The organism is Amycolatopsis sp. lyj-23 (assembly GCF_046549135.1).
GTDB lineage: Bacteria > Actinomycetota > Actinomycetes > Mycobacteriales > Pseudonocardiaceae > Amycolatopsis.
The window spans coordinates 299,531-326,046 of record NZ_JAJPWN010000013.1 but is presented as its reverse complement, the minus strand read 5'-3'; the positions used below and the strand labels follow the sequence as shown (position 1 = coordinate 326,046).

Below are 26,516 nucleotides of genomic sequence, written 5' to 3'. Positions count from 1 at the left end.
TCCGAGACCACCGTTTTCGGCCGGGTGCCGTTCCGCACGTTCGTCGACTCGCGGTCTGGGTCGGCCTGGTTCTTCTCGTGCCCGAGGTGCTCGGTCATTTCCTCGTTGAGCGCGGTTTCCAGCACGTTCTTGGTGAACAGCTTCAGCAACCCGTCCGGGCCGGTCAGTGCCAGCCCGCGGGCCTTGGCCTCGGCCACCATCGCCGCCGCGGCGGCCTGCTCCGGCGACAGCTCCCGCGCCGGCTTGGACTCACTCTTGCGTGGACTCACAAGCTCCGATGTCATCACTCACAGTGCCCATCCCGCCGGACCTCAGCCCGGCGTGTCGGGCCGGAAACACCGATCTCGGAACAGTCCCCTCGGCAGACTCCTCGACGGACGGTATGGGATCAACTCCAGCTTCAGTGGAACGAGGTGGAAGACCTTCAGCCCGGCCTGCCGCACCCGGTTCATCCGCAAGGACTCGTGAGCGTCGAGGTGGTCTGCAAAGGATAGAAGCGGCGGCTGACGACAGTACCGGATCGCGGTGCCGCCGTCAGCCGACCGCGGATCCGGTGTCGTCGTCTTTGCGGACCCTCACGGTGAGTTCCCGCCTTCGCCGGTACGGTGCCCGAAGGCCGGTGGTCTTGTTGAGTTCGACGAGGAAGGTGCCAAGTGAGGGCAGGAGGGCTTCGATCGAAGTCTCGGCGCGGCCGTGCCGCCGTTCGAACTCCATCGTCGGCCGGCGATTCTCCGGCGCCAAGGCGGCTTGCAGCGGGCCGAGAGTTTCGCGGACCGCTCTCAACTGATGGTTGACCTCCACAAGGGTGGCGATCCGCGTTCTGTCTGGACGAGGGGAGGCAAGGAGGGCACGGCGCCGAGCTTCCAGGACCAGGTACGCATTGGTGCACTTGTCCAACGCCTGTTTTACGCCGGTCGCCTCGATTTCGCGCGTGACGATCTTGGAGTGTGCTTGGGCGAGTTCTCGGAACAAGCCGTCGACCATGGTCGCCAGGCCTGCGAACTCGCCGCCGCTCACCGGATCAGCTCACTCAACCGGCCTGCAGCATAGTGCGCCTGCTCGGCGTGTTCCAGCAACGCGTTCCCTGGGTTGGTGCGCTGGTGTACCGAGAGCCGATCGCGCAGCCAATCCAGGTGCCGTCGCACGGCACCGAGGGTGTTGACCTGATCGAAGCCGGGCGCCGGGCCGAGCAGGCGGGCCACTTCCGCGACCAGGTCTGCCGCGCGCGCTACGCGGTGCCGGGGTGCGATGGAAAGCGCGACCAGGTCCGCGGCCGAGACCGCCTCCGTGAGCGCTCGGACGGCGTCGGACAGGTCCTGCGTTTCCGTCACGAGCGCACGGCACAGCCGGTCGGCGGGCGTCGGTGCGGGGTCCCGGCGCCGCCGCTCGCCCCGGTGAATCGGGATGACGTTGCCGGCCTCCGGGGGAACCGGCTCGGCGGGAACCGGCACTGAGGAGGGCTTCCCGCCCGAAGAGGAAGCGGCGGCTCCGCCGGCATAGCGATCACAGGCTTTCGCGTAAGCGTCCGCCGCCGCGCCCAGCCGCACGTCCTGGGATCGGGCCAGCTCGCCGATCCGGTCGAGGACGAACTGCGCCTGCCGGTACCGCACCGCGGGAGACCGGCAGCCGGCCCGGACGACCAGGTGCTCGCCGGCCAGCGCGAGCACCCGCTTGTCTTCGATGCCTTGCCCGAGCTGATCGCGGTACGCGGCGACCGCCTCGGCCAGCGGGCCGGCGCGATCGAGCCGTCGGAGCCGGCCGGTCAGCTCGGCGGGGGTCCACCGCCGGACACCCTCCCCGCTTGCGAACTCCTCGATCAGGTCCAGCGCGGCTTGACCAGGAGAGTGCTCCTCGATCATCTCCGCGCGCAGCCGCAGTTCGTTCCTTGAGCCGAGCAAGGCGCGAGGCTGCTGCAGCGAGCCGTGGTAATCGACGATGACGATCGCTTCGTGGCCGGCCCGGACCGGGCGCACGCCGAGCCCCTCGGTGAGGGGGCCGTCCAGCGGGGCCAACATAATCTGCGAGCCGCCGTGGGCCGCGCAGTTGGCCAGCAGGCGCGGGTGGTCGCGTGGCGCGTCGGGGCGGAACGCGGCGAGGTTTGCGGTGAAGGCGGGGACGCACAGCAGGTCGGCGTCGTAGGTCTGCGTCAGCAGGTAATCCAGGCACACCGCGACCGCGATCCGGACCGGCCTGCCCCGCAGGCTGACCCGTTTCACGATCGGTCCGGCGCCGGAGACCAGCCGCTCGCCGGACGCGGGGTTCTTCTTGGTGACCAGGTGCACCTGCCGGTCCGCCACCAGCACGGAAACGTTGCGACCCACCAGGTCGCCTGCATCGGTGTCGACAAGTTCCGCCAGTTCCCCGGCGCGGTCGCGGTTGCGGACGTATTCCAGCCCGGCCACGACGGCCCGCCCCACCGAGAAGTCGAGCAGCAGCGGAAGGCACCGGGCCGGCACCAGATATTCGGGGAACACTGCTACGTCGACGTCATGCTGGGTGAGGAACGCCAGCACCTCATCGACTCGGCTCGCCGCCGCGTCGACGGCCATGTCGTCGAGTGCGCGAGCCGCCTCCCACCCGGTCTCGTCGCCGAGAATTCTTCCGACCGACAGGCCCGGCAACCGGCCGTCCCGTTTCGCAGGCGTGGCGGGATCGACGAGAGGCTCCGACGGGACCCAGCTCCCGTCCGGCCCGCCACAGGCCCGGGGGATTCCGTCGAGCTGCACGACGCACAGACGCAGCGGCGGATCGGGGTCGAGCGCCATCATCACGAGTCTCCGTTCCTCTCGTCGCGCGTCATGATTTCGGTGTGGATTCCGGCTGAGAGCCGTTCCGCGAAGGGATAGGGGCGGAACCCACGCACCTGTTCGACGTAGTCGATGTACGGCCGCGCCGCGGTGATCGCGGACGCGAACGACCGTCCCATGCCGCGGATGATCAGCTCCCGTTCCACATAACCGCCTTCGACGGCAATCGCGATGCCGTTCAACACCGCCAGCGCGTAGCCGGCGCTGCTCAGCGTCGCCCGGTCAAGTCCGGCGACCTCCTCGTGACCGCGGTCGGCGATTTGCTGGTGCAGCACCCGCCGACCGGCCCGGACATCGGCTTGCAAGTAGCGGTCCTGCAATTCGAAGAATGCGCGCAGCTTGTCCGCCTTGGTGGATCTTCGAAACCCCCAAACCGCGACCGCCGCGGCGACCAGCGGCGAGACGAGCGTGAGGAGAGCCGTCGCGGACATGGATAGAGGTTAAAGGGTTTTGCGCGAACACGTGAATGATCGTTTCTTGCCAGATTCCCGGCCCTTCCCCCGCGATGACACCATGTGGTCACTCAGCGTGAGAGTACCATCACAATCCGAAGCAGTTTTCGGTGCTCCGCCTTATCGGGTAATCATTGCTCCAGCTCTTTCCCGTCTGGGCAGCCCGGCAGTTCGCCCTTAACCAGTGGGTTGCGGAACCTTTGCCCACTCTCCTCTACGGTCTCCCCCGTCAGAACCGACCGGCGTGAACGCGCCGTGAGCACCGGCACCGCACCTCCGCCGGGGCCGTGGCCGTGGCCGTTGACGCGCCATCGCCGCAAGACCCTGCGCCCGTTGTTGTTCGTGCCAGCGACTCGATCAAGATCTGCGCCCGTCGCATGCCCATCGAGGCAATAGACTCATATCCGCTCCGCAGCAGATTCCTGGCACAACACAGCTGATATCGAGGGGTTGTTTGTCAAGCGGGCAGGGTGGAGTTGGCCCGATGTGACGGTCGCGCCTGGTCAGATGAGGTGCCGACGAGAGAGACTCGTCGTGCGGACGCCACGTCGGTCGACGCGCGGTCAAGGCTGATATGCGCGGGGTTGGTTACCGCATGACCGGGTGTTCGTCGGCGGCGTTCCGCGTCTCCAGGGCGAGCGTCGCACCTCCAGCCGCCTGTGCGGCAAGGGGGGCGTTGCTCATAGCTGTATCGCAGGTCGCTCCTCGCGCCGGCCTGCGCATGCCGGTCTCCCCGACAGCTTTTCGGAGCGTGTTAGAAGTCAGTTCAGAATGAGTTTGCGGAGGCAGATCACGGAGCAGGCCAGGCTGAGGATGGCTTGGTGGACGTCGGCTCGTCGTTCGGTGCGGATGCGCAGGCGTCGGAAGTTCTTGAGCCACGCGAAGGTGCGTTCCACCGGCCAGCGGACCTTGCCGAGGCCGGAGCCGTGTTCGACGCCGCGGCGGGCGATGAGCGGGGTGATGCCGCGGGCGCGGACGAGGCGGCGGTACTTGTCGTGGTCGTAGCCGCGGTCGGCGTAGAGCCGCCGTGGTCGGCGTCGTGGCTTGCCGACTATGCCGCGGATGGGTGGGATGGCGTCGAGCAGCGGGATCAGCTGGGTGACGTCGTTGCGGTGGCCGCCGGTCAGCGTGACCGCGAGTGGGGTGCCGTGGGCGTCGGTGGTCAGGTGGTGCTTGGAGCCGAGTTGGCGGCGGTCGACCGGGCTGGGCCCAGTGTGGTCCCCCCTTTGAGAGCGCGTAGGTGGGTCGAGTCGACCAGCGCGGCGGACAGGTCCAGCAGCCCGGCGGCACGTAGCTCGGCGAGCAGGCGTTCGTGCAGCTGCTGCCAGACGCCGGCCTCGTGCCATTCGGTCAGCCGCCGCCAGCAGGTGGCCCCGGAGGCGCCGAACAGCGCCGTGGGCAGGCGGTTCCAGCCGATGCCGGTGCGGATCACGTACAAGATGCCTTCGAGTGCGGCTCGGTCATCGGCGCGCTTGCGGCCGGGATAGCGGAACCGCCGCGGATGCACCGGAAGCAGCGGCTCCAGCCGCTCCCATAACTGGTCGGTCAGAACCTCCTCACGCATATCAAGATTCTGGAAAGCTCCGCAGTCCACGCAAGGACGACACGCCGACTCATTCTGAACTGACCTCTTAGCCCCGTGCTGGGCTCCATGATGGCGAGGCCCAGCACCAGCCGGGCGGCCGTCTTGATCATCTTGGCGGAAATCGGCTCTCAGTGGTCCTCGCGATTCTCGTGTCGATTGCAATGAGTTAAGTTTTTTCGAAGATCATCACAGTCGTCGCCGCGAGTCTGCTGGCCCTGGCCGACTGCAGCGGTTCGGACCCGGCCGAGACCGGCGGGACACTGCGCGTCGTGACCCTGAGCGACGCCCCTCCGGCGACCTATGTGGAGTGGCCGGCCGGGTGTTCGCCGGGTGCGGTGCCGGACCTGCTCCCGTCACGCGGACGAGTGTTCGTTGCTCGAAGGCGCGGGTCGTGCGGCCAGCAAGTGGTCTTGCAGCTCACGGTGCCGGAATTGCGTGGCTGTTCCGGACATACGGACGAAGCCGGCGTCGTAGGCCCAATCGAGGAACCGCCCAGGCCGAGAAGGCAGGACGCCACGACGAGCGAGGGCCAGGACCGTCCGGACGTAGCGCGGCCATGGTGACCCCAGTGCCGCGATCACGACCACGAACGTGCTGAACGTGAGGCTGATCAGGGGACCCGCGAAGATGGCGACGGTGGTCACGAACACCACGGGGAACGTCAGATCGTGGACGAGAGACTGCCGGAGCGGATCACTCGGACGAGCGGCGGTGGCCGGAACCGTACTGAGGCCCCTGGTCAGCCCCAGTGCGAGACCGGCGGCCAGGCCCAGCGGCAGCCCAATGGGGAGACCGACGACCTCACCTGCGCCGAACCCGAAGGAGATACCCGCGACGAGCCCCAGGAACAGCCCGAAGGCTAGACGAGTAATGCGTAACTCGGTCAGTGGTCGTAGGCGGTCAATGATCGGGTGATGGGTTGGCTGGTGGCGCGGTTGTGCCAGATGGCGGCGGTGAGGGCCAGGAGGCGTTGGGCGACGCGGACTCCGACGCCTTCGATGGTGCGGCCGCCGTGTTGTTCGAGGTTGAGCTGGCCTTTGAGGGTGTCGTTGACCGACTCGATGAGCTGGCGGATGGATTTGAGCAGCGGTTCGCCGGGGTGGGGCTTGCGGTTGCGGTAGGACGGCCGGATTAGCCGGACTCCGCGTTCGGTGAGGTAGTGGTCGAGTTCGCGGGAGACGTAGCCCTTGTCGGCGATGATCAACAGTCCAGGGCGGTCGGTGAGCAGGTGGGGTTCGTGGTCGCAGATGGCCATGAGCACCTGCCGCTCGTCGACCTTCGGGTCGGCCAGCGCCCAGGCGATCGGGAGCCCGGCCGGGGTGCAGATCAGGTGCAGCCGCAGTCCCCAGAACCAACGCGAGTGCGAGCGGCAGAAGCCGTACTTGGCCCACCCCGCCAGCTCCGAACGCTTCACGGTGGGCCGGGATCGGCCGCATTCGACCGGGGTGGAGTCGACGATCCAGGTGGTGTCGGTCCATAGGTCGGTGTCCGCCGCGAGCCAGCGCATCACGTGCTTGATCAGCGGTAACGCGGCGCGCAGGCGGCGGTTGTAGCCGGATTGGCCGGGCAGGTACAGGAACGCGCCGGGCATCCGGGCGGGCAGGAACCGCAGCCAGCGGGCCTCGGAGGTGACCCCAGCAGCGCCTGGGCCACGGCCAGGGTCACCAGTTCGGCGTCGGTCAGCTTTGGCGGTCTTCCCGTCCGGCGCCGGCCTGCGAGGTGGTCGTCGATCTTGACGTAGAGTGCGGTGAGAAGGGTGTTCAGGTCTGTCGTCACAAACGGATCTTGGACACCCTTCGTCCGTCTCCGGTCACCACCCGGACTTACGCATTACTCGTCTAGCGCCCGCAGCCCACGTCGGGTCAACGCTTGTCGAGGCTCGATCCGCAAGAGTCGCCATGGGTTGCCGTTGCCGTAGAGGATGTAGTGGACGCCGATACCGGTGGTGGTCAAGAAGCCGATCCACCCGCCCGTTTCAAGTCCCTTCGTCGGTGTGCTTGAGAGGGACATGAGGGCGCCAAGGAGCTGGGTGAGGACGTAAAACCCCACGACGCTCGCCAGCGCCACCGCAATCCACCACAGTTTCGAGCGGCGTTTCCGGCTCGACTTCGGCAGCTCGTGGAGGTGCAGGTCCGAGCCCGAACCACCGGCTTCTCCGACGATTGCCAAATGTGCTGCGAAGGTGTGTAGCCAGCGCTCGACGTCGGCCGCCGCGTAGCGGGTGCCGTCGCGGCGCGGATGATCCGTGACCACTGCCGGAATAAGTCGCTCGAACAGGTGATTGCGGAGTTGCTCCGCGTCGAGATGCACCAGTTCGCGAGGCGTGCTTTGCCCATTGTGGTAACTCGAAGCCGCGAGGTATAGGTACAGCGGAGAGCTCAACAGGGTTGCGAGCCGCCCGCGAGGATGCTGGCGAATCCTGGCTATGACGGGTTGCCAGCGCTTCTCGACCCCGTCCGGCAAGGCCGGAGCGGGGAAGCGGTGGGCAAGCCAGTCGATCACCTGGGTCCGGGCGAGCGGGCGAAGCTCGACGACCGTGGCGTCCTGTAGCCACGTCTCGCGGGCGCCCGCGCCGTACGAGCTCGTTCGGCTGGTCAGTACTACGGCCCAGCGGTCGGGTCCCCGCGGAAGATTTAGTGCTTGCAGTGTTGCTGCTGCACGGCTGCCGTCCGCGCTCATCTCGTCGAGGCCGTCGAAAAACGGGAGAACCCAGCCGGAGCGAACCAGCTCGAGAGCTATCGTGAACTGCACACCGTGCACGTTCCGCAGGTGGCCGGCTACCCAGTCGTCGAGCCGGTCCCGGATGGTGTCCGGGTTGCCGTCGGGAAGCCAGGGGAAGGCCGACAGGCTCAGTCGTACGGGGATTCGGATCCGCGCCGGTACCAGCCTCGAGGAAGCCACCTTGCGGTGTTCAGCTTTCGCGATGTCGAGCAGCAGGCGAATCGCGAGCACCGACTTGCCGGCGCCCGGTTCCCCGAGAATGACCAGCCGTCCGCGATCGAGAGTGGCGTAGAAGTCGGTGATCGTCGCCGACGAGCCCTCCTGTGGGCCACCGTCCGTGCGCCAACGGACGTCACCGGGCTCCGGCTGCGCAAAACCGATGTCCGCGGCCTGCGCATCGCCGCTGTCGCCGATCAGCCGCTGCAGTGTGCGTGATTCAGCGGCGATGATCCGGTTCAGCGCCGCACGGGCCGCGGCGGCCAGCACCTCCGGGGTGCCGGGCGCCGGCCGGGCCTTGAGCCCCCACAACGTCGCTACCAGGCCCATTGCCGTCAGCGGCAGCGCCAGCACATTCGCGATCCCGGCGCCGTCGTTGCCTTTGCCCAGCAGCCACCACGTCAGCCACACGAGCCCGGCAGTGGTGATCGTCAGGCCGGCGGTGGCCAACACCGCCGACCGTGACGACCACACTCGAGAGCCCATCGGACCATTGTGACAACAACCTGCCGGGTGGTTGGACGAGCCCCGGCCCCGACCCGGCCAGACATCTGCGAACCCGAGGGGAGCCCGAGAATGCACGGACACACCAGCCCCAACCACAAGCCGGCACCGCCGCCACCCGATGAGCGAGGAGAACGACCTTGTCCGGCATCTCTTAACCAGCGGGTTGCGTCACCTCTGCTCGTTCCTTCTCCACGGTCTCCTTTGTCAGAACAGACCGGCGCTGTCCAGGCGTGAGCCACGACGCTGCGCGTCCGTCAGGTCCGTGACCACTCGCACGCCACCGTCGCAGGACTCGCCGCCCGTAGTTGTTCGTGCCGGCGACTCGATCAAGATCCGCGCCGGTCGGGGTTCGACCGGCCGCTTGCTCCTCTGCGTAGTACGCCCACATCAGCTCCTCAGCAGACTTCTCGCACAACACGGTCAGCTCCGAACGCGGATCGGCGGAGCAAGCTGCCAGCTGTGGGCGGTCGGTGAGCTCACGCTCGCCACTCTCCTGCGTTCCTTCGTCTGCCTGGCTGCTGCCGCGATGCCTCTTCAGCGCCCGGTTCAGCAACTCCACCGCCAGCAGCAGAGCAAGCGGCGGACACGCTGCCACCACGACCGAGAACACCGTCAGCCGCGGAGCCGAGCCGACGTTCGCGCACAACGAGAGCGAGATACCGCAGCCGAACGCCGTCCACGCGGCCCACCGCCGGCCGTCACTCTGCCTCCACAGCTCCACCGTCGCCGTCGTCAACAAGCCATCCACGATCAACGGCCAGATCGCGGCCGTCGCCGCATCAGCGCCGAAGCGCATTGCGAATTCGCGACCGTGCCGATACGACGCATACGCCGCACCCAACGCCACCAGGGTTGTACACGCGCACTGAACCCAGAGTGACAGTTTCTCACTCTCCGGCTTCGAATGCGTCACGAGGAACTACCTCGCCGACGCCGCTCAACACAGACCACACCGGAAAACTGCAGCTCACAGGCCTTTTCGAGCCGTTGGGTTCTGAATGGAACCGCGCCGGGGGCACCCAATCTTCGAGAAGTGTGATCTCCGGTGACGCACGACCGCTGTCGGTGTCAATCCGGGTGGCCAGCGGAGTGACCTCGAACAGCGTCCTCAGCAGCCGTTGCGGTGCTTCGTCAGGTACGGAAGCACATCGACCAGGCCCTTGTCCGCAGCCGTCGGCTTGTCGGGTGCGGCTTCACCAGGCTGCTTGAGGTCGGCCAACGCGCTCGCCATATCTCTGTTCGCTCGCGTTCGAGTTCGTTGTAGCGAGACCGGGTCGTTGACCTTGCCGTGACGTGACCGCGTGGCGCGGTTGTAGACCTGGTAGCCGGTGTACTTGGCGTTGCGGAGGATGTCGTAGACGCTAGAGCGGCTCCACGCACCGCGCGCTCGCTCCGATCCCAGCGGCACCGGCGGTGAGCCACAGCAGGGCTTGTCGATGTTCCATCCCTCGCGGACGTGGGTGCCTCCCAAGATTGCTCAAGGGTGCCGGCGCTGCAGCAGAACCCGCGAGGCCGGCTATCCGAGACGCTGATGGTCTCGTTCGCCGCGAACAGTGAGACGTCGTCTCGTTCGAGGTCTCGTTCGACCGAGAGTCCCTCATATGCCCGGCGCGCGGCTCGCGCGATGCTCTCGCAGATGACGAAGTCGAAGCGGCTATAGCGGTCTCCGCGGCCGCGGGTGTCCTGCTGCTCCTCCCCTGTGGAGCTTCCCCCAAAAGGCAACGCGGACCTCCTCACACAGCAGGTCGAGAGGCATGCCAGCGGCGAGACCGCATGGTCGACAGTCCCGATGGCTCCGAGGCGCCAGCATGAAGGCAGCGCTGGCCGAACCTGACCAGTCTCGGAGCGGAAGAGTTGACGGTCACACGATCGGGCGAGTCACTGTCGATCAAGCAACCTTTGCGGGTTCAGGGATGACGCGTCGGCAAGATCTGCCGATGCGCCAGCAAGCCCGTCGCGCACTCGGCCTCAGGCTCGGCCACCGAACCAGTAACGAGCAGCGCGCCACGCCGAGGAGAACGGTCACCACGGTGCGTCGCCGCGTCGAGCCCCGGCTTGGTCAGCATGAGGAAAAGGGAGTACTTCTCATGCAGCATGTCGACAATTTCTGCTCATCGGGAAAGCACCGAGCTTCGGCGAAACCACGTCGCTCACCGGACGGTCAGTGACGCGCATCGGCACCTCTCTCAGTTCAGTCGTTCGCACCAAGGCGGTTACACTGCGATGTCGCCGTGAGACTTGGAGCAGAGGATGGTCGACCAACCAGTCGGGAAGCGCAGGTTCCACGCTTTCCTCAGCCACGCCCACGTCGACAAGCAGCGAGCGGACGAGCTGCACGAATGGCTCCGCGACATCGCGGGCATACCAGTATGGTATGACGCGACCCAAATGCCGTCGGGTGCGACCATAGCCCAGATGCTCCCGGAAGCGATCGAGAACAGCAGATCTCTCCTTCTCCTGATGTCGGAGGAATCTGTTTCTCGCGGCTGGGTGCAACAGGAATACCACACCGCCATCAACCATCAAACGCAGCATCCAGATTTTCGCATCATACCACTCAAGTTGGACAATGTGAAAGCGCCCGGATTCCTACAGAATTACAGCGCACTCACCCTGCCACCATCGGGTATCGACGTCAGGTCGGCGGCGGGGGTCCTTCGCGGTCTGTACCAACCTGCGACCTCCATCGATCCGGTCAATGGCAAAAACGTGTATGTCAGCCGAGGCTGGCACCAGCTCGATGAGGCCCGCGCCGGAATGGTGTGCTCCGCTCTCACGAACGCCGGCCTGCAACTGATCAGCGACTCGGAGGACCACACCTCCTGGCTCGAGGACCGGATCATCGCCGAGATCGAGGGGTGCGGCGCGTTCGTCGCCGTGCTTCCCTACCGGCCGTCGAGCGCATACAAGACGTCGAAGTACGTCCTGCGCGAGTGGGCGCTGGCGGAATCCCGAGGCATCCCCTGCCTCGCCGTCGTCGACGAACGGATGGACTTGCCACCGGACGTCCGTGATCGGCCTGGCCACCTCGTCCTAGGGGACGAAGAACTCCGGGCTGACAGGGGTTCGCTTGACGATGCCATCGAAACCCTGTCGGAAGACTGGATCAAGCCGAAGCAAGCACCGTACATCTTCCTCATCACGGACTTCGATCCCGCCGTCGCACCGCTACGCGCCGTCGTGAAAGACCTCGTACAAACGATCACAACCATGCCATGCATACAAGGCGAGTACATCAAGGGCGACGGAGTGCAACGCCAAATCTATGACTCCATCGGCGGTGCCCGGATCGTGCTGGCTGACATTTCCGACGACAGTCCCAATGTATACCTCGAGCTGGGTGCGGCTCGTGCCGCGAACGTTCCGGTCTATCTACTTCGCCGAGGAGAGCCACGACGCCCCCCTTTCATGCTTCGCGACCAGCAAGTATGGGACTATTCAAGCGATGCCGATCTGCTCGCCCGTGTTGTCAGGATCCTGTATCCTTATCGCCGGACTCTTCTGAATCAGCCAGGTATCTGAGGCGATCACGGGATGCTGCGGGTTACCCTCAGCCACCTCAAAGACGCCTACTCTTCGAGCAGTTCGTCCGCGCGGGCGGTGAGTCGCCGACATCGCGGACCCCCGTCGGGCGGGGTGATCTGGTGGCGGAGGCGCAGGGCGTCAGCGCGCCGGCCGGGGTCGCCGAGGCTTGCGGACAGCGCCGCGGCGAACACCGCGCCGGCGAGGTCGGCTGGTCGGGCTGGGCGATGCCTCATGAGCGCGGCCCGCAGCAAGTAGACGCCGCGCGCACCTTGAGTCAGCAGGGCGCGGTCCTCGTTGTCGAGTTCTTCATCTTCTTCAGCTGCCTCCAGCAGGTCGTCCTCGATCTCGGCTACGGCCTCGTCAACGATCGCGTCGACCGGCAGTTCGCTCGGGTCGAGAACGCCGGCGCGAACGAGCCCGAGCGCCCTCTCGACCACGTGAATCGCCCCGTCCATCTCACCGAGGCGCCGCGCCGCGGTCAGCGCCGTGATCAGCAGCACTGCCTCGATCCCATCAACTGGCGGCCCGGTGGTCGACCCGCTCATCTCGTGGATCGTGCGGTCGATCAGGGACAAAGGGCTCACGTTCACCGTTGACTCGATCCAGTCGAACAGGGTGTCCCCGGCGAGCTGGATGAAGTTTTCCGGCCCGAGTACATCGACCGCGCGCGGCGCCAGGCAGGTCCTGATTCCGGCGCGCGCTGCCGACGCGTGCTGGTCGCATGCGTGCAGCAACGCTGTCCGCAGCGCGTTGCATTGGATCGCAATGTTCTGGATCGCGGCGGAATCCGGCGTTATTGCGAGCTGCAGGTCGACTTGCCAGGTCGCCTCTTCCAGGAATTCCAGCGCAGTGTGGATGGCCGCCGCGTCCGCCTGGGTGACTTCGCTGTCGTCGCTGAGCGTGGCCAGCTGTTCGAACGCGTGCGTGCGTGCGCACATGCCGAGCAGATGAACGAAGTCGGCGTTGCCGCGGGTCCTGTCGGTCAGTGCTCGCACCCGGGCGAAGTCCCCATCCTCGGGCTGAAAGCCGGCGCCCGGCCACGTCACTGCCGAGGCCCGAGCGGTGATCGCCACGAGATGGCGTAGGTAGTCGCGCATGCCCACGTGCCGGTCGTCGATACGGTCAGCCAGCGCACGTGCCTCGTCGAGCCGGCGGCGGGCCACGGACGGGTCGTCCGGGTGCGACGTGATCACTCCGGCCTTGACCACGAATGCGTACTCGGTAATCGCGCGAAGTTCGGCGCCGACGGCGAGCCGGGTGTGCATGTCCGGCTGGTGTGGAGCCCGGTCGGGCAGGTCGCGTAGCCCGGCGGCACCGTCTCGCGAGGCTTCGAACCAGGTGACGAGTGCGGGCGGTTCACGGGAGGCCAGTGGCTCCGCGACAACCGCGGCCAGGAGATGCTCCAGGTCAGCGGGTTCCAGGCCGAACCGGCTTCGTGCCTGCGACGGGGTCTGGGCGAGGGCCTCCCGGCAGTGTGCGACGAGTTCGGCCGACTCGCGCCGGCCGAGCACGGGCAACGCATTGATGCCGACCACCTGGACCGCCGTCAGCCGTTCACGCCCCTCGGCGGCCGCCGCGATCAGTTGAACCAGGCGGTCGATCCGCGGATCGGTGCGCACAAAGGTGCTGAGGAGGGTGCCGAAGATCTGGACCGACTGGTCACTGGCCAGCTCGTCGTCCGCGAGGTACCTGGCCAAGGCCGTGTCCTCTTCGAGGAACAGCAGCTGCACGAGAAGCTCACGCGCCCTCACCGGATCATCGAGCGGAAGGCCGACGAGGTGGCTGACGAGCCCGCGCCGATAGCCGGCACGCGCGTCCTGTCCCACAGCTTCCGACGCGGCGTCGAGCAGCCGATCCACTCCTTCCGCGGCACTGCGGTGGGCGAAACGCCACTCGTGACGGATGACCTCCACGTGTACGGACAACACATCGCGGAACAGCGCGAAGTCGACTGCGCTCGCGCTGGGACCGAGGCTCGACAGCAGCGCCTGAAGATTTTGTTCGTCGAGGCCGAAAACCGACACACCGAGGATGCCGAGCACTATCCCGAGCCGGTCGTCCACGAGCTCGAGCAGGCGGTGGAAGGCCTCTTCGTGAATGCCATCGAGGTCGCCAGGTAGCTCGGCAGCGACCGATTCGAGGAGGCGGCGGATCGCCGCTTCCGGGTCTGTATCCGACGCCGCGAGCCGGCGCAACACCAGGTAGTCGTGCGCCATCAAGGTCAGCAACAGGTCGGTGGCGACCACGAGCCAGCGCGGCGAGGTCGCCCGCCGGACGAGAACGTCCACCACCGTCGCCGGGACAACCCGGTGATGCGCCGCGACCCGACTGCGGACGAGTTCCAGTGCGTCCGCGCGATCGAGGTCACCGAGGGCCAGCACATGAGTCGAGGGGCGGCGGGTCAGCATCGTCGCTTCGAATGAGTCGTCGACAGCTGACAACACGACCCGAACTCGATCCCGCAAGCTGACGGGTAGCCAAGCCATGGGCTGGCTTTCGATCAGCTTGCCCCGTAGACGGTCAAGACCGTCCACGACGATCAGCGGGCCGAACAGCCGCGGCCCCTTCTCGAGGACGGTCAGCCAGGTGTCCAGCACGTCGTCGAGTTCGACGCTGTTCGGGCCGTGGTGCTCGGCCAGGGAGCAGGCGGCCGCGAAATCGAGCTGGGCAAGCAGCAGCAACAGGCACACGGGCAGGCGCTCACTGGCCGGCGTCGCACCGACCTGAACGTACGCTCTGGTAGGCGCGAACCTCTTCGCGAGCCACCCTTCGATCGGCAGGTCGGTGGCGACCTTCGCCAGGAGCGCCGACTTACCCGACCCCGACGCGCCGACGACCGCGATCGTGCTGTCCCCCACCTGATGGCGCATCTCCCACAGCGGGCTGTTGGGATCATCACCGATGTCGTGCTCCTCCGGGCCAAGTGATCTGTCCCAGAAGCCACCGACGAACCGCAGTTCGTCGGCGCGGCCGACGAACTGCCGTACCTCGCGTTCGGCTGTCCACCGCTGGACCTCAAGCTCAGCCGTCAACCAGCCGGTCACCTCCTGACTGGTGAAGAGGCGGTCCACGGAATCGAGCAGGGCTCCTGTCGCGACGGCCGCGAACTCCGTGCTCTCATATCGCTGTTCGCTGTTCCGCCACTCTGCCGCGTAGAACCGGTAGTCATGCCCCAAGCCCGCGAGGTACGCCCGCAACAGCCCGGGACCCTCGTGATCGGGCGGGTCCGCATCGGGTGCCGGCGACGGACCGCCGCCCGGCACCTTTCGGCTCAGCAGGATCGGCGCCACTCCGTCGGCGGCCTGCGCAGCGGCCACCATTTCCAGGGCAGTCACCGAAAGCGGGAAACCCGGGTCGACCATGCCTCCGGTCTCGAGCGCGGCATCCCGCAGCTCCTTCGGCGGAATCCAGCCGTACTTCCCACCCACCAAACCGACGAACAAAGGCCGGCAGCGGTGGACCTCTCGGACACATGTCTCGACGATGAACCGCTGACGCGTCTCAAGATCGTGGTTGTCGTCCGTCTCGATGCCCCACCGCAGATCCACGGGGTACAACGACACTCCTGCGCGACGTTCGCGGAGACGTTCGTTGACAGCGGGGATCACGACCCGCGCGAGGACGTCACGTTCGTAATCCATGTCCCGGAAGGTCGAGGCGACGAACACCGGCACCTGCCGCCACCCCGCACCGGCAGGTGCCGGCCCGCTGTCAGCCACGCTGGTTCCCACGATTTCGCGTCGCGCTCATACTGCCTAGTCGGTACCAGAAGCACGACTGTTTCATCCGCCGACCGGCGGTACAGGCGTGCCTGCTGAACCGAGCTGGCACGGATGAGCGCGTTCAGCTCGACGCGCGTGACCGGGACGCCCGCCACATGGTGTGCTCGCGGCTCACGGCTTCCTCGGAGTCGGCGACCTCCGCCGCCCAGCTCGTCTCGTCGCCGACGAGTTCGAGTCGTTCGTGAGCGATGGCCAGCTCGTTGGCCGCGAAGGTGTATGCCCGCGCGAGTGTGGAGAACTGTCGCAGGCTCGTCCAAGCCGTGCCGGCCGCGATGACAGCCGCGACAACGCCCGCGAGGTCCAAGGTCAAGTAACCGAAGGCCTTCACGATCGCGGCTCCGATGCCGACGACCTCGATCACCAGCAGGGCAGTGCGCCAGCGACCGGCGAGTCTCCCGTTGCCCTCGGCTTTTCCGGCGTACCACTTCTGCTGATCGATGATCCGGTATTCGAGGTAGGCGGCCTTCCGGGTGGCGAGATCACTGGCGCGCAGCAACGCCATCTGTTCGGTGACGACCGGCCGCTGAGACGGCTTGATACTCGTCTGCGGCGCTTCGTCCAGCAGGCGTGACATCTGCTGGCCGAACCGCCGTCGTACCGAGGGCTCGTCGGGCTGTTTCGCGAAAGGGATGCCGCCAACGCTGTAGCGCCACGCGAGACTCTTGGCGGACTCGGCGAAGGCTCTGCCGTCGTACCACTGGTCGGCGGGTCGGACGGAGCTGACGTAGATCTCAGTCGCCGTGATACCGACCAACGCCAGCGCGGTGCCGAACGCCGCCAGGTCTATTCCCCTCGTCCCCACCGTCCAGGAGACGACGCCCGTTGCCGCCGCCACGATGGCGAGAATCAGGCTCAACCGGACAGCCGTCACGTACCGTCGTTGGCCCTCGAGTGACGCTGCATCCGCGGCCTCGAACAACCCAGGAAGATTTGCGTCACTGAGACCTCGTTCGACACTGGACACAGGAATGACCTCCTCCGGGGGGAACATGATCGATCCTAGCTGCGACGGCTGCCGTCAATCTCCGAACCGCGCACTACCGCAGCTGCGGACGGTCGGGCAGCTCTTCCATCAGGTCGCGGTGTATCCACGACTTGTGCGCCGGGGGCTCGTACACCATCGGCGAGGCGGCGAACTCCTCGAGCTGTCTCTTCTCCTGATGTGGGTGTTGGAGGGCCGTGACAACTCGCAACAGACGCTCCGCTTTGTCCTGCGGGTCCTTGGGCAACTCGGGCAGCGCTCCGGCCACACCGTCCTCGAGCCAACCCAGGACGACGGCGCGCAGCGCCAGCTCGCCGAGAACTCCGGAGGCGTGCCAAAGCTTGTCCGCCGGGAATCGGGCAATCGGTTCGGTCAGCAAGTCCCGGGCACGTTCGTACTGCGCGATGGTCGCGTAGGCCGCCGACAACCCCACCACAGCCCAGGCTTCGCGGTTGACGTCACCTGCCTTGCGCTGAAGATGGGCCGCCGCGAGGAACAGTTCGGCCGCCTCGGCCGTCGCCGAGCTGTCGAGTGCGGTCCAGCCACCGAAGTACGCCGCGAGCCCGGCACTGGCGAAGTTGTCGATCTGTTCGTACAGCACCATCGCCTCACGCCAGTGCGGAAGCGGGTCGTCCACCGACCTTGCCTGCTCATAGGCGACATTGGCACGCAGGTTGGAGGGCGTGCGGTGGTCGACGAGCAGCCGGGTGCCGTTGATGCACCGACGCGCCCTGTCACGGTCGCTGAGGCGCAACGCCAGCCTCGTGTTGTTCACGCCCACAGTCACCGCAGCCGCTCGTCGCTGTGCCTTCAGCAGCCAGTCGGCCGACCGCTCACCGGCAGCCAGCGCACCTGCCAAGTCCGCGTGTGTCTCACGGTGCTTGGCGAGCTCGAACGCGACCTCCCCCATGAGGCTGGGGTCGCCCGTCCGCTGGGCAGCCTCCTCAGCGAGCCGGAACAGCTCCTCCGCCTCTTCAGCGTCGAGGTCCCGCGCGGCGGCCACATAGCCGCGCGCCGCGCCCGCGAAGTCATTTCCGCGAGCCCGCAGTCCGGCCGCGTGCCGCCGGTCGCGACGCACGGCCTCGGTGTCCGACTGCGCTTCGTGCAACCCCTCCAAGGCGTCGGTCAGGTCGGCGGCCAGGTCCAGCCATTGTTCCCGTTCAGCGAGGTCCCGAGCGGCGACGATCGGGGTGGGGTCGAGTAGCAGCGCCGGATCTCGCCCCTGGCTCGCCCCGATCTCGTCACGAAGGCGGGTGACGAGCAACTGCCGGAACCGAGCTACCACGTCGGGGGGCTCCTGCTCGTCGAGGAGTTCCAGTGCGTAGAGGCGGACGAGCTCGAACAGCCGGAACAACGGCAGGTATTCACCGGCCGAGTCCTCACAACTGGCCACGCTGCGGTCCACCAGCCGGTACAAAACCGGTTCGGTCACCTCCGGTTCGAGCGCCAGCCCACGGCCGAGGTCGACCGCCGTCGCAGCCGAACCCGGCACCGCAGGAAGGAATCGGAAGACCTTTTGCGCGTCCTGGTCGAGATGTCGGTAACTGAGCTCGATGGCCAGCCGCATCGGCACGACACCGTGTTCGAGGTACGCCAGTCGTGACTTCTCGTTGGTCACCTGGCGAGCGACGCTCCGCACGCTGATCTCGGGGTGGTTGGTCATCCACGTGGAGATCAGTCGCAACGCCATCGGCAGGTCCGCACACGCCTCGGCGATCTGGTGCAGCGCGACCGGGTCCGCACCGGACCGGCCACTCAGCTCGGACAACAGTTGCACCGAGGTCTCCCGGTGCAGCGGGGGCACGTGGATGACCAGCTCGCGGTCGGCGAACCACTGCGTGCGGGCTCGCGACGTCACGATCACCGCACATGTCGGCGGAGCAGGCACGAGCGAGGCGACGTGTTTCTCGTCGAAAGCATTGTCGAGCAGGACAAGCACGCCCCGGCCGGTGAGCGCCATCCGGTAGTTCTCGTACTCGGATCCGGGCGTGGGCGACTCGCCGAGGCTGTAGCACAAGAGCTTCGCGACGTCCGTCTGGTCGCGTCGCGCGGACTCGTCCATGCCGCGCAGGTCGATGTACAGCACACCGCCGGGAAAGTCGTCGGTCAGGGCACGTGCCGTTTCGATGGCGAAGGTCGACACCCCGACGCCGAGCTGACCTGTCACGAACGCGGTTGCCGCGCCGCGCTCGGCCCTGGTCGCGACAATGCGCTCGGCCAGGCCGGTGACGAGTTCCTTCCTGCCGGCGAATTGTGACTCGGGAGGAGGCAGTCTGGTCTGCTTGGCCGCGTAGAGGTGGATCGGTGCCCGTGGAGCGGTTCCGACGACGTCGGGCACGGTGCCGGCCTCCGATACCAGCACTGCTTCCGTCGATGTCGAACGCAGCGGCGGCAGCGCCCTGGTGAGCGCGTTCGCCAGCCGGCCGGCCGGAAGTCTCTCGGTCTGCGCGGTCAGGTGCTCACGGAGCATCGCCGCCGCCGACCGACCGAGCTCCGCCGTGCCGTCGTCGAGCCGCCGGACCAGGTGCCGCCGAACCACATCCGGGAACCCTCCCGCCCCCGGCACGTTCTCGGAGCCGGTGAGCCACCGCGCCCTGGCCTCCGCGTGGCCGGGCAACCACGGCAGCAGCATGCGGCGGTCGAGACCACGTCTCTTCAGGTGCAGCACGAGGGCAGGCGACCGGCCCACCTCCTCGAGTGCTGCACGGAGGATGTCGTTGTCGCCGCCTTGCAACGCCTGGTAATCCAGGTCAGCGAGAAGAAGGCCGATGCCGACCGCCGCTTCTGCCGGCCCTTCGCGTCGGGGCCGCCGCAGGTCCCGCAACGACTCGAGCAGCTTGCGCGCCGCCCCGGCGAGGTCGAGATCCGCGGACAGCCACAGCGAATTCTGAATGGCGAGGCCGTAGGGCAAGTTTTCCACCGGCTCGAGGTACAGCGGGGCCACCCGCCGGCCCGGATCGCTGCTCGCCAACGCTATCGCCCTGGCGATCTCCTCTCGCAAGTAGTGCGAGGAAGCGGACTCTTCGGAGAGCATGACGACGGTGATCGCCGAGGCTCGGAGGTGCGAGTCGAGCCCAGCGGCCCAGTCTTCGCCGACCTGCAGCATCGAGTCCTCGAACACTCGGGCTTCGGGTTCGAGCAGCGACCGCAGCTGGGCCGCCACGGCATCGTCAGCGGACCCATGCGCCAGGAAGAAGTCCCACTCCACCAAGTCCACCATACCTCGACTTCGGTTTGCCCACCTTCACATTGAGTCGATCTGGCAGCAGGATGGCGTTACATCCCAACCAGCCGGCGCTGCTGCTATTGGGACTAACGACACGGCCACTGGTCATCGCGGCGGTGGGCTGGTGCGGTTCGGCAGAGTGTCGGCACCACGCCACTCACCCGTGTTCAGGCGGCGGCCCTTTATCAGTACCTCCTTCGGCAGACACCCGCTCCAGCCATTGAAGCCAGCCCCGATCGACGGCATCGACGTAGGAAACCGTGTGCATCACCCGCGCCAGCGCGGCTGGCTCGAGCAGGCCGCAGGAGGCCCGAACCGCCGCGATGTAGAACAACAACCACTGGGAGTAGGCGCTGCCCGCGTCGTCGGCGAGCGCTTCCAGCAGTTCGAGCGAGAACTCGGCCGAGTTGTCCCTGTTGCTGCGAAAGGACCAAACCAGGAAACGAAGGTACGGGTCCGATTCGGTGGCACCGGCGACGGCCCAAGCGGAGTCGCCCATCCGCACGAGCCCTTCGAGCGCTATTCGCCGAACGGCGGGACACTCATCCGTCGTTGCCGACACCACCAAGGCTTTCGTTTCATGCGTGGCCGCGTGGGTGAGGGCCGCCGTCAACACCGTCGCCCGGAGCACGTCGTGACATGAAGAGTGCTCACGGAGTAGGACACCGACCTCCGGGTCTTCGCTCCACCAGACCCCCCGGAGAAGCAGGTCGGCGGCTCGCCGCCCGGCAAGCAGAACGGAACGATCGGAAGCCCCGCCGAGTTCGGTACCACTGAGGCGATCAATGGCCAAATAATGCAGCCATTCAAATGACGAACAAACAGTCCAGCCGAACACATCATGTGTGCGTTCGTCGTCCGGCCAGCCGGTGACCAGCCCTTCGATCGCTGCCGCGTGGACGTCGTCCGGATCTCGAGCAGCTCGGAGGAGAACCTCCTGGTTTTCTTGGTTCTGCCGCAGCGCGAGCAGTTCAACTGCGGCCCGTCGGACCAGCCAATCCTCGTCGTGCGCCGCTATACGGCGGAGCAGCGAAAGCGTGGCGGATGACACAGGCAGCTTCTCGGCCCGACGTCGTATGGCAGCCTGGCGGACAAGCGGTTCAACGTCGGTCGAAGCATCTGCCAAAACCTCATCAACCTCCGGCCAAGTCGGCCACCGTCGCGCTAGGACTTCCAGCGCATACTGCCGGATCCACCAGTCCCCTCCCTTGGCCAGGTCCAGCGCGATTTGCCGGGAGGCTGGATCGTCCGAAGCGCTGAGATCACATTCTCGGAGCCGCACGAAGGCGGAGCCGCGCTCGGTCTCAGCCTGGCTCCGCCCTGCGGGCGACTCACTCAGCAACCACCTGCTGATGCGAACTGCGAATTCCACGTTGACATGGTCGACGTCGGCTGTCAGATTCGCCAGAGCGACCGAAGTAACGAGATGCCGTGGCCAGCCGATCACCAAGGCCTTCACGGCCGTTGACCTGTTTTCCGAAGTATAGTCGCGAGTGGCCGATGTCAAGAGAAAATGAGTACGCGACTCGCCGATCTGGCCCGTCGCAGCAAATCGAATCGCAGCGGATCGGACTTCCCAGGACGAATCGTAGAGTGATCGAATGACATACTCGTCGGCTGGAACGGGTTCGGCCTCGATGAGGTGATGCAGTGCAGTCCGTCGGACCTGGGAGTTGAAATCATCGAGAGCTCCGATGATCGTCCGGTGCGATTCCGCGGTGCCGGGCCACCTCGCCACGTTGACCTCGAGCTCCAGCAGACGGACTCGGGAGTCCGGGTGGTACCTCGCGGAGCGCAGAATCGATCTGACGCGGTCGTCGTCCGGGAGGACAGTCAGGGCGAACCGGACAGCGGAACGGACACTGTCCCGGTTGTCGCGGATGCCGATGCGGAACAACGCTTCGTCGTCATCGGTAATCGATGACAGCCGCGCCAGCTGCACCGCGCCCAACTGCCGCGCGACGACATCGCGATGCCGCAACGACGCTGCCCGCCGTATCCGGTCGAAGGCGTCGCTGGTCGCCGCACCGCGGGAAAGTTCCCAGGCCGCTATCGCCACCTGCGAATCGTGGTCGTGCCGAGCGACCTCCAGCAGCTCCTGCACCCGACTGTCCCGCGGTCGCCGCATGACGAGGAAACGCAAGATGTGAATGCGACAGTTCGACGCCGGATCCCGCGCGTGGTCGGCCAATGCCGTGAATGCCGAAGTGTCGTCGGCATAGGTCCCCTGGAGAGCGGTGCTAGCTGCGCGACGAACGTCCTGGTCCGGGTGGCACAGTGCCGCAGAGAGGCTGGAGAAGGTCTCCGGCTCGGTGGGCCAGCGGACGCACAGGGTGTCCATGGCGTGCCGCCTGACGGTCCAGTCGCCGTCGGTTACAGCCGCTGTCGCGGCCCGCCGGACGGTCGTCTCGTCCGCCTCGCTGAGGATCAACGAGTCCAGAGCGACCCGGCGGATCTCGTCCGACGGATCGGTCAGGCCGCGTTCGCGAGCCTTCCGGCTCTCTTCTCGGTCCGGCCAATTGGCCAGGAGGGCGGTCAGGCCGTGGAGGCGGATTTCCGGATCTTCGTCGCGCGAAAAGCGGGTGGCGAGTTCCAGCGCGTCAGGAAAGGAGTCGCGCCGGGCGCTGATGGTTTCCGCTGCCGCGAGGCGGACGTCAGGGTCAGGGTTGTCATCGGCAGCGTGGACCGCGGCCATGACCCCCTCACCGAGCGCGGACCGGACGGCGGTATGCAAGGCGACACGGTGAGCCGTCGAGGTTTCGAAGTCTTCTGTGTCCTTGCCGGATAGTTGGTCTGCATCGGAAGTTATCGCAGCGGCCAGCGAACCTGCCCATCGCCGGAGCCGGGCATTCGGGTCGGTGGCGGCGGCTTCGAGAAGAGCGCTCAGTTTCTCGGCGCTCGGCGCCAGGCTCGCGAGTATGGTTGTTGCCGCGTAGCGAATCCAATCCACCTCGTCGCGGCGGCCCCCGTGCAGCGCGGCCACCGTCTCCGGTTTCTCCGGCCAACGCGCGGCAAGAGCCTCCAAGGCGTTCCGACGCAACAACGACGAGCGGCTGCGCGCTGCCCGGTGGAGGCTCTCGACGGTCTCGGGCCGATGGGCCCAGAACCGCGCTGCCACTTCGACAGCCTGCCGGCGGACGTTGTCATCGACGTCCTCACACAACCGCAGGACGGCCGATCTGAAGCCGGACAACTGCGGGGTGACCCCGGACAGACTCTGCAAGGCAGCCATCCGGACGTCGGGCAGGGGGTCGACGATTCCGTGCTCGAGGGCCGGGCCACGGTACTCGGGCGAGTTGGACACGAGGGCCTCAAGGGCGGCCCTCCGGGTGTCGGCGACCGGATCACCGGTCGCCAGGTCTTCCAGGATGGCGACGTACTCCACCGCCTGGCCGATCGGATCGGTCCACGCGGTCACCGCGGCGACGCGGACATCGCCGTCGTAATCGTTGCAGGCGCGCTTCAGGAGCTCGTCGATCTGCGGGTCATCACGCCATCGCAGAGTCATCGCCCGGACTGCGGCGAGACGCACCTTCGGGTCTCCGTCGAGGACCGCCCGGAGGATGGCCGCGATCGACTCGGGAACCTCCGGCCACCGGCCAGCGAGCAGTTCGATTGCGGTTTGCCGGACGTCCTCGTCGCTGTCTCGCGTCGCGGCCAGTACCCGGTTGAACACCACGCTGTCCGTGGCGAAACGGGCGACCAGCAGGCGCAGTCCGGACCGCCGCACCTCCCATGCCGGGTCGGAGCAAGCCCGGAGAAGGAGCGTGATCGTGTCTTGCGGGACCGAGGAGCCGGACGCGAGGGCAGTCGCGGCCGCACTGCGTACCGACTGACTGGCATCTGTCCGGAGCGCGCCGGCCACGGCCGCCCAGGCACCTTCGAATTTGCCGGCGTGCTGGGCCAGTGCCTCCACAGCGCGGATGCGCACCTGCGAGTCGACGTCCTTCGTGGCGTAGAGCATCAGGTCCCGCACCCGCTGGTCGTCCGGCCAGTTGGTGACCAGCACGTCGAGGCAAGTGCGGCGGACGAAGGTCTCCTCGTCGAAGAACCCATCGGCCACGAGTGCGAGAGTCGCCGGATCGTTCTTCCGGGACTGCGCGATGCCGAGGAGAGCGGCCTCACGCTGCTGGGGAATACCACTGCGCGCGGTCTCACGCAGCAACTCGTGCACGTGGTCGTCGCGCGGGAACAGCGCGGCCAGGAACTGCGCTCCGAGCTTCGCGGCCGGGGCGCTGGTGGCGTACCGGCCCCTCCGTTCGAACCAGTCGAGGAATGCCGCGGCCCCCGGCCAGCCGGAGACGGCATTCAGTGCCGGGAGCACAGTCTTCTTGAGGTGTGCCTCGCGCGAGTCGTCGCCGAACGACCGGGTGGGCGACTCGAGCAGCTCGGTGATCGCGCTCAACGTCCCTTCGGCGGCGCTGGTGGCGGCGTTGACGTTGCGGATTTCGGCGATGCACTGCGCGGCTAGCGCCACCGTGGCAAGGGGGCGCCGGTCCAGTGCCGACGAACGATGTGAGCCGGCGCTGGTGAGCAGGTGGCCGACGAGCCGGGTCGCCACCATCGCGTCGACCATGCCGACGATCAACCGGAGCACCTCGGCCCAGGCCGGGTCTTCGCTGCGGGGCAGGATGATCCGCTCGACGAGGTCGTCCTCGGACAGCGTTCGCTCTTTTTCGAACCGGTTGACGACGTCTCCGGCGCTGAAGAATTCAAGGAGCGCGCGGTGGACGAAGCCGTAGACCTTTGTGCCGTAGCGGGCGAAGATGAAGTTGCGTTCGCGCAGCTGCTTGACCATCGACGCACTGATCGTCGCGGCCCTCACCGGCTCGTAGCCGAAGCGGCCGATCAGGTAGCCCCCGATGTCGTTGAGCAGGTCGTCTTCGAGCAGGCTGTTGCCGGCGAACCCGTGGCTTCCCTCCTGCATCCGGATCGCGAGCTTGCGCAGTAGTTCCTTCTTGTCATCCTCACGGATGACGTCCGCATCGATGTCGTCGTCGACCAGGTGCTTGTTGACGTCCCAGTGCTGGACCAGCACCCCGGCCGCGTGGTCGTAGACCTTCCAGCGCTCCCGCGGAAGCTCCTGGTGCTTGCCGATGATCGCGAGGATGGTCAGCAGCAGCGGGTTGCCCGCCAGCTCCCGGATGGGGGCGGAGTCGTTGATCGCCCGGGTGAGCCGCTCCCGGCGCAGTTCGATCGCACCCGGTCGGTCGCGCAGGGCCAGTTCGTACCAGCTGTGCAGGAACGCGTCGATCTTGCCGGTGTCGAGGTCCTGCACGGTGTACTGCACGAATCCGGCGCCACGGAAGATCCGTGGCCGGTAGCCGACGACCCGGGATGTCACGACCACCCGGGCGAGCGGGAACTGGGCAGCGAACCCGACGATGCGCCGGGACACCGTCTCGCGCAACCGCGGTTCGAAGATCTCGTCCAGTCCGTCGAAGACGACCAGCGCGCGGCCGTCTTCCCGGAGATACGTTTCGACCGTCGCCTCATCGAGACCCAGCCCATCCGTGCGGTGGCGGTAGCCGAGGTAGCTGCCGAACGTGTCGTGCTCCTCGCACTTGAGGGCGTAGTCCCGCAGTTCGATGAGAATCGGCCGCCAGCCGCCGAGTGCAGCAAGCGCCCCCTCTGTGCGCTGTTCGGCCAGGGCGAGCGTCAAGTACCGGGCCAGCGTCGACTTGCCGGCGCCGGGGTCGCCGAGCAACACGCAGGTCCGCGCCAGGGGCGAGGTGAGCCCGGCAAAGGCACCGCGGGCCGGCTGGCGCCGGTAGGAGTCGCGCGCCAGTTCCACGAGACTGCGGTCCAGGCCGCGCGGAAGCTCCGAGCTGGTTGCCTCGGCCGCGTCGGCGAGCTTGCGCGCCAGCTCCTTGGGTAGTTCGGTTTCCGGCATGTCCTCCCGGACATCCGGCTCGACGAACACGTCCCGGAGCGCGATTTGCAAGTGCTCGTCACGGTCCGGTGGCGTCAGCGCTTCGAGGTCCAGCCGGCGGTACTCCTGGACCAGGCGACTGCAGTAGGCGTCCCACGCGGCATCGACTCCCACGGCGATCCCGTGCCGTTCTCGCAGGTGCCGGCCAACTGCCTCGGCGACTTTCGCCCGGAGCTCGTCCACAGACTGGAACGTGTCGCACAAGAGACTTCCGAGGGCGTGATCGCGGAACGCCTCGATCCGGGTGGAGTCCTTGTCCATCGCGGAGCGCGGCCACAAAGCATCGGGTTCCAGCACGAACATCAACCGGGGGACGTCGGCCTCCCCGGCCGCGCGATACTCGAGTTCGGTGATCGAGACGGTGTGACCGGCCGGCACGAACCCGTATCGCCAAGCCAGGACGCCCACGTAGACATCGGCCGACCGGACGTCGTCCAGGCACCGGTCGAGCGGTCGCTCCTCCTCCGCCGTGTACGTCTCCATGGCGATGTCGTCCAGGCCCATGCGCTGCAACGCGACCCGGATCGCATGTCGGCACTCCTTGAGGTCCTGGTAGGTCGAGGACACATAGATCCGCGGCGAACTCATGCCGGCTCGGCGTGGCCGTGCGTTGATTTGCTCATCGCGCTCCCTCCCCAGCGCCGAGGTTGACGCGATGCAGGCGTCAGGGCACCTGTCGTTGTCGGTCGCCGACTCGGACCTGTTACAGGTTCCGTGACAACTGCCGCGATGTGTAACCAGGGCGCGCACCACGCCGATAGTGAGTCGTGTCTATCGACGG

At 66.9% G+C, this 26,516-nt stretch carries 14 protein-coding genes and 1 pseudogene; 1 reads left to right on the top strand and 14 read right to left on the bottom strand.

Features of this window, described 5'->3' with window-relative positions:
• From ACLJPY_RS31865 to ACLJPY_RS31820, 10 genes and pseudogenes are all read right to left on the bottom strand, one after another.
• Window positions 1-269: transposase (locus ACLJPY_RS31865; RefSeq protein WP_410594052.1), on the bottom strand; the 269-nt coding region annotated here is incomplete at its 3' end.
• 265 nt (window positions 270-534) lie between these two features.
• A complete protein-coding gene (locus tag ACLJPY_RS31860) occupies window positions 535-1,017 on the bottom strand; it encodes a hypothetical protein (protein ID WP_410594050.1) in 483 nt (160 codons plus the stop codon).
• Window positions 1,014-2,768 (bottom strand): hypothetical protein, encoded by a 1,755-nt coding sequence (locus ACLJPY_RS31855; protein WP_410594048.1) that lies wholly within the window; start codon window positions 2,766-2,768, stop codon window positions 1,014-1,016. The genes ACLJPY_RS31860 and ACLJPY_RS31855 overlap by 4 nt, the downstream gene beginning before the upstream one ends.
• The gene (locus tag ACLJPY_RS31850) at window positions 2,768-3,238 is read right to left on the bottom strand and encodes a hypothetical protein (RefSeq protein ID WP_410594046.1); all 471 of its coding nucleotides are present in this window, start codon (window positions 3,236-3,238) and stop codon (window positions 2,768-2,770) included. Before ACLJPY_RS31850 ends, ACLJPY_RS31855 begins: the two co-directional genes overlap by 1 nt.
• 782 nt (window positions 3,239-4,020) lie before the next feature.
• A protein-coding gene (locus ACLJPY_RS31845) for an IS5 family transposase (protein ID WP_410594044.1) occupies window positions 4,021-4,823 on the bottom strand; the annotation gives its coding sequence in 2 pieces (ribosomal slippage) (window positions 4,021-4,487 and window positions 4,487-4,823; 804 coding nt in all).
• A 904-nt stretch (window positions 4,824-5,727) separates the two neighbouring features.
• A pseudogene (locus tag ACLJPY_RS31840) lies at window positions 5,728-6,620 on the bottom strand (IS982 family transposase).
• Between the two features lie 54 nt (window positions 6,621-6,674).
• A complete protein-coding gene (locus tag ACLJPY_RS31835) occupies window positions 6,675-8,231 on the bottom strand; it encodes an NACHT domain-containing protein (protein ID WP_410594042.1) in 1,557 nt (518 codons plus the stop codon).
• 208 nt (window positions 8,232-8,439) lie between these two features.
• Window positions 8,440-9,201: a DUF2637 domain-containing protein gene (locus ACLJPY_RS31830; protein WP_410594040.1), complete on the bottom strand. Its 762-nt coding sequence runs from the start codon at window positions 9,199-9,201 to the stop codon at window positions 8,440-8,442.
• A gap of 195 nt (window positions 9,202-9,396) precedes the next feature.
• A complete protein-coding gene (locus ACLJPY_RS31825) occupies window positions 9,397-9,759 on the bottom strand; it encodes a recombinase family protein (protein ID WP_410594038.1) in 363 nt (120 codons plus the stop codon).
• A gap of 436 nt (window positions 9,760-10,195) precedes the next feature.
• A complete protein-coding gene (locus tag ACLJPY_RS31820) occupies window positions 10,196-10,384 on the bottom strand; it encodes a hypothetical protein (protein ID WP_410594036.1) in 189 nt (62 codons plus the stop codon).
• Between the two features lie 154 nt (window positions 10,385-10,538).
• Here ACLJPY_RS31820 and ACLJPY_RS31815 point away from each other — a divergent pair, with 154 nt between their 5' ends.
• A complete protein-coding gene (locus ACLJPY_RS31815; protein WP_410594034.1) occupies window positions 10,539-11,810 on the top strand; it encodes a TIR domain-containing protein in 1,272 nt (423 codons plus the stop codon).
• Between the two features lie 47 nt (window positions 11,811-11,857).
• Here the strand turns inward: ACLJPY_RS31815 and ACLJPY_RS31810 are convergent, their stop codons facing one another.
• The 4 genes from ACLJPY_RS31810 to ACLJPY_RS31795 form a co-directional block, all read right to left on the bottom strand.
• The gene (locus tag ACLJPY_RS31810; RefSeq protein WP_410594032.1) at window positions 11,858-15,487 is read right to left on the bottom strand and encodes a DUF4062 domain-containing protein; all 3,630 of its coding nucleotides are present in this window, start codon (window positions 15,485-15,487) and stop codon (window positions 11,858-11,860) included.
• Between the two features lie 169 nt (window positions 15,488-15,656).
• A complete protein-coding gene (locus ACLJPY_RS31805; protein WP_410594030.1) occupies window positions 15,657-16,586 on the bottom strand; it encodes a DUF4231 domain-containing protein in 930 nt (309 codons plus the stop codon).
• Between the two features lie 46 nt (window positions 16,587-16,632).
• Window positions 16,633-19,785, bottom strand: coding sequence for a TIR domain-containing protein (locus tag ACLJPY_RS31800; protein ID WP_410594028.1), 3,153 nt, complete (start codon window positions 19,783-19,785; stop codon window positions 16,633-16,635).
• 175 nt (window positions 19,786-19,960) lie between these two features.
• The gene (locus ACLJPY_RS31795) at window positions 19,961-26,323 is read right to left on the bottom strand and encodes a HEAT repeat domain-containing protein (protein WP_410594026.1); all 6,363 of its coding nucleotides are present in this window, start codon (window positions 26,321-26,323) and stop codon (window positions 19,961-19,963) included.
• Window positions 26,324-26,516: the final 193 nt, after the last annotated feature.

Excerpts from the sequence above, each read along its gene's own strand:
- ACLJPY_RS31855 (WP_410594048.1), bottom strand. The coding sequence starts at position 2,768 with ATGATGGCGCTCGACCCCGATCCGCCGCTGCGTCTGTGCGTCGTGCAG.
- ACLJPY_RS31850 (WP_410594046.1), bottom strand. The coding sequence starts at position 3,238 with ATGTCCGCGACGGCTCTCCTCACGCTCGTCTCGCCGCTGGTCGCCGCG.
- ACLJPY_RS31820 (WP_410594036.1), bottom strand. The coding sequence starts at position 10,384 with ATGCTGCATGAGAAGTACTCCCTTTTCCTCATGCTGACCAAGCCGGGG.
- ACLJPY_RS31815 (WP_410594034.1), top strand. The coding sequence starts at position 10,539 with ATGGTCGACCAACCAGTCGGGAAGCGCAGGTTCCACGCTTTCCTCAGC.
- ACLJPY_RS31805 (WP_410594030.1), bottom strand. The coding sequence starts at position 16,586 with ATGTTCCCCCCGGAGGAGGTCATTCCTGTGTCCAGTGTCGAACGAGGT.
- ACLJPY_RS31795 (WP_410594026.1), bottom strand. The coding sequence starts at position 26,323 with ATGAGTTCGCCGCGGATCTATGTGTCCTCGACCTACCAGGACCTCAAG.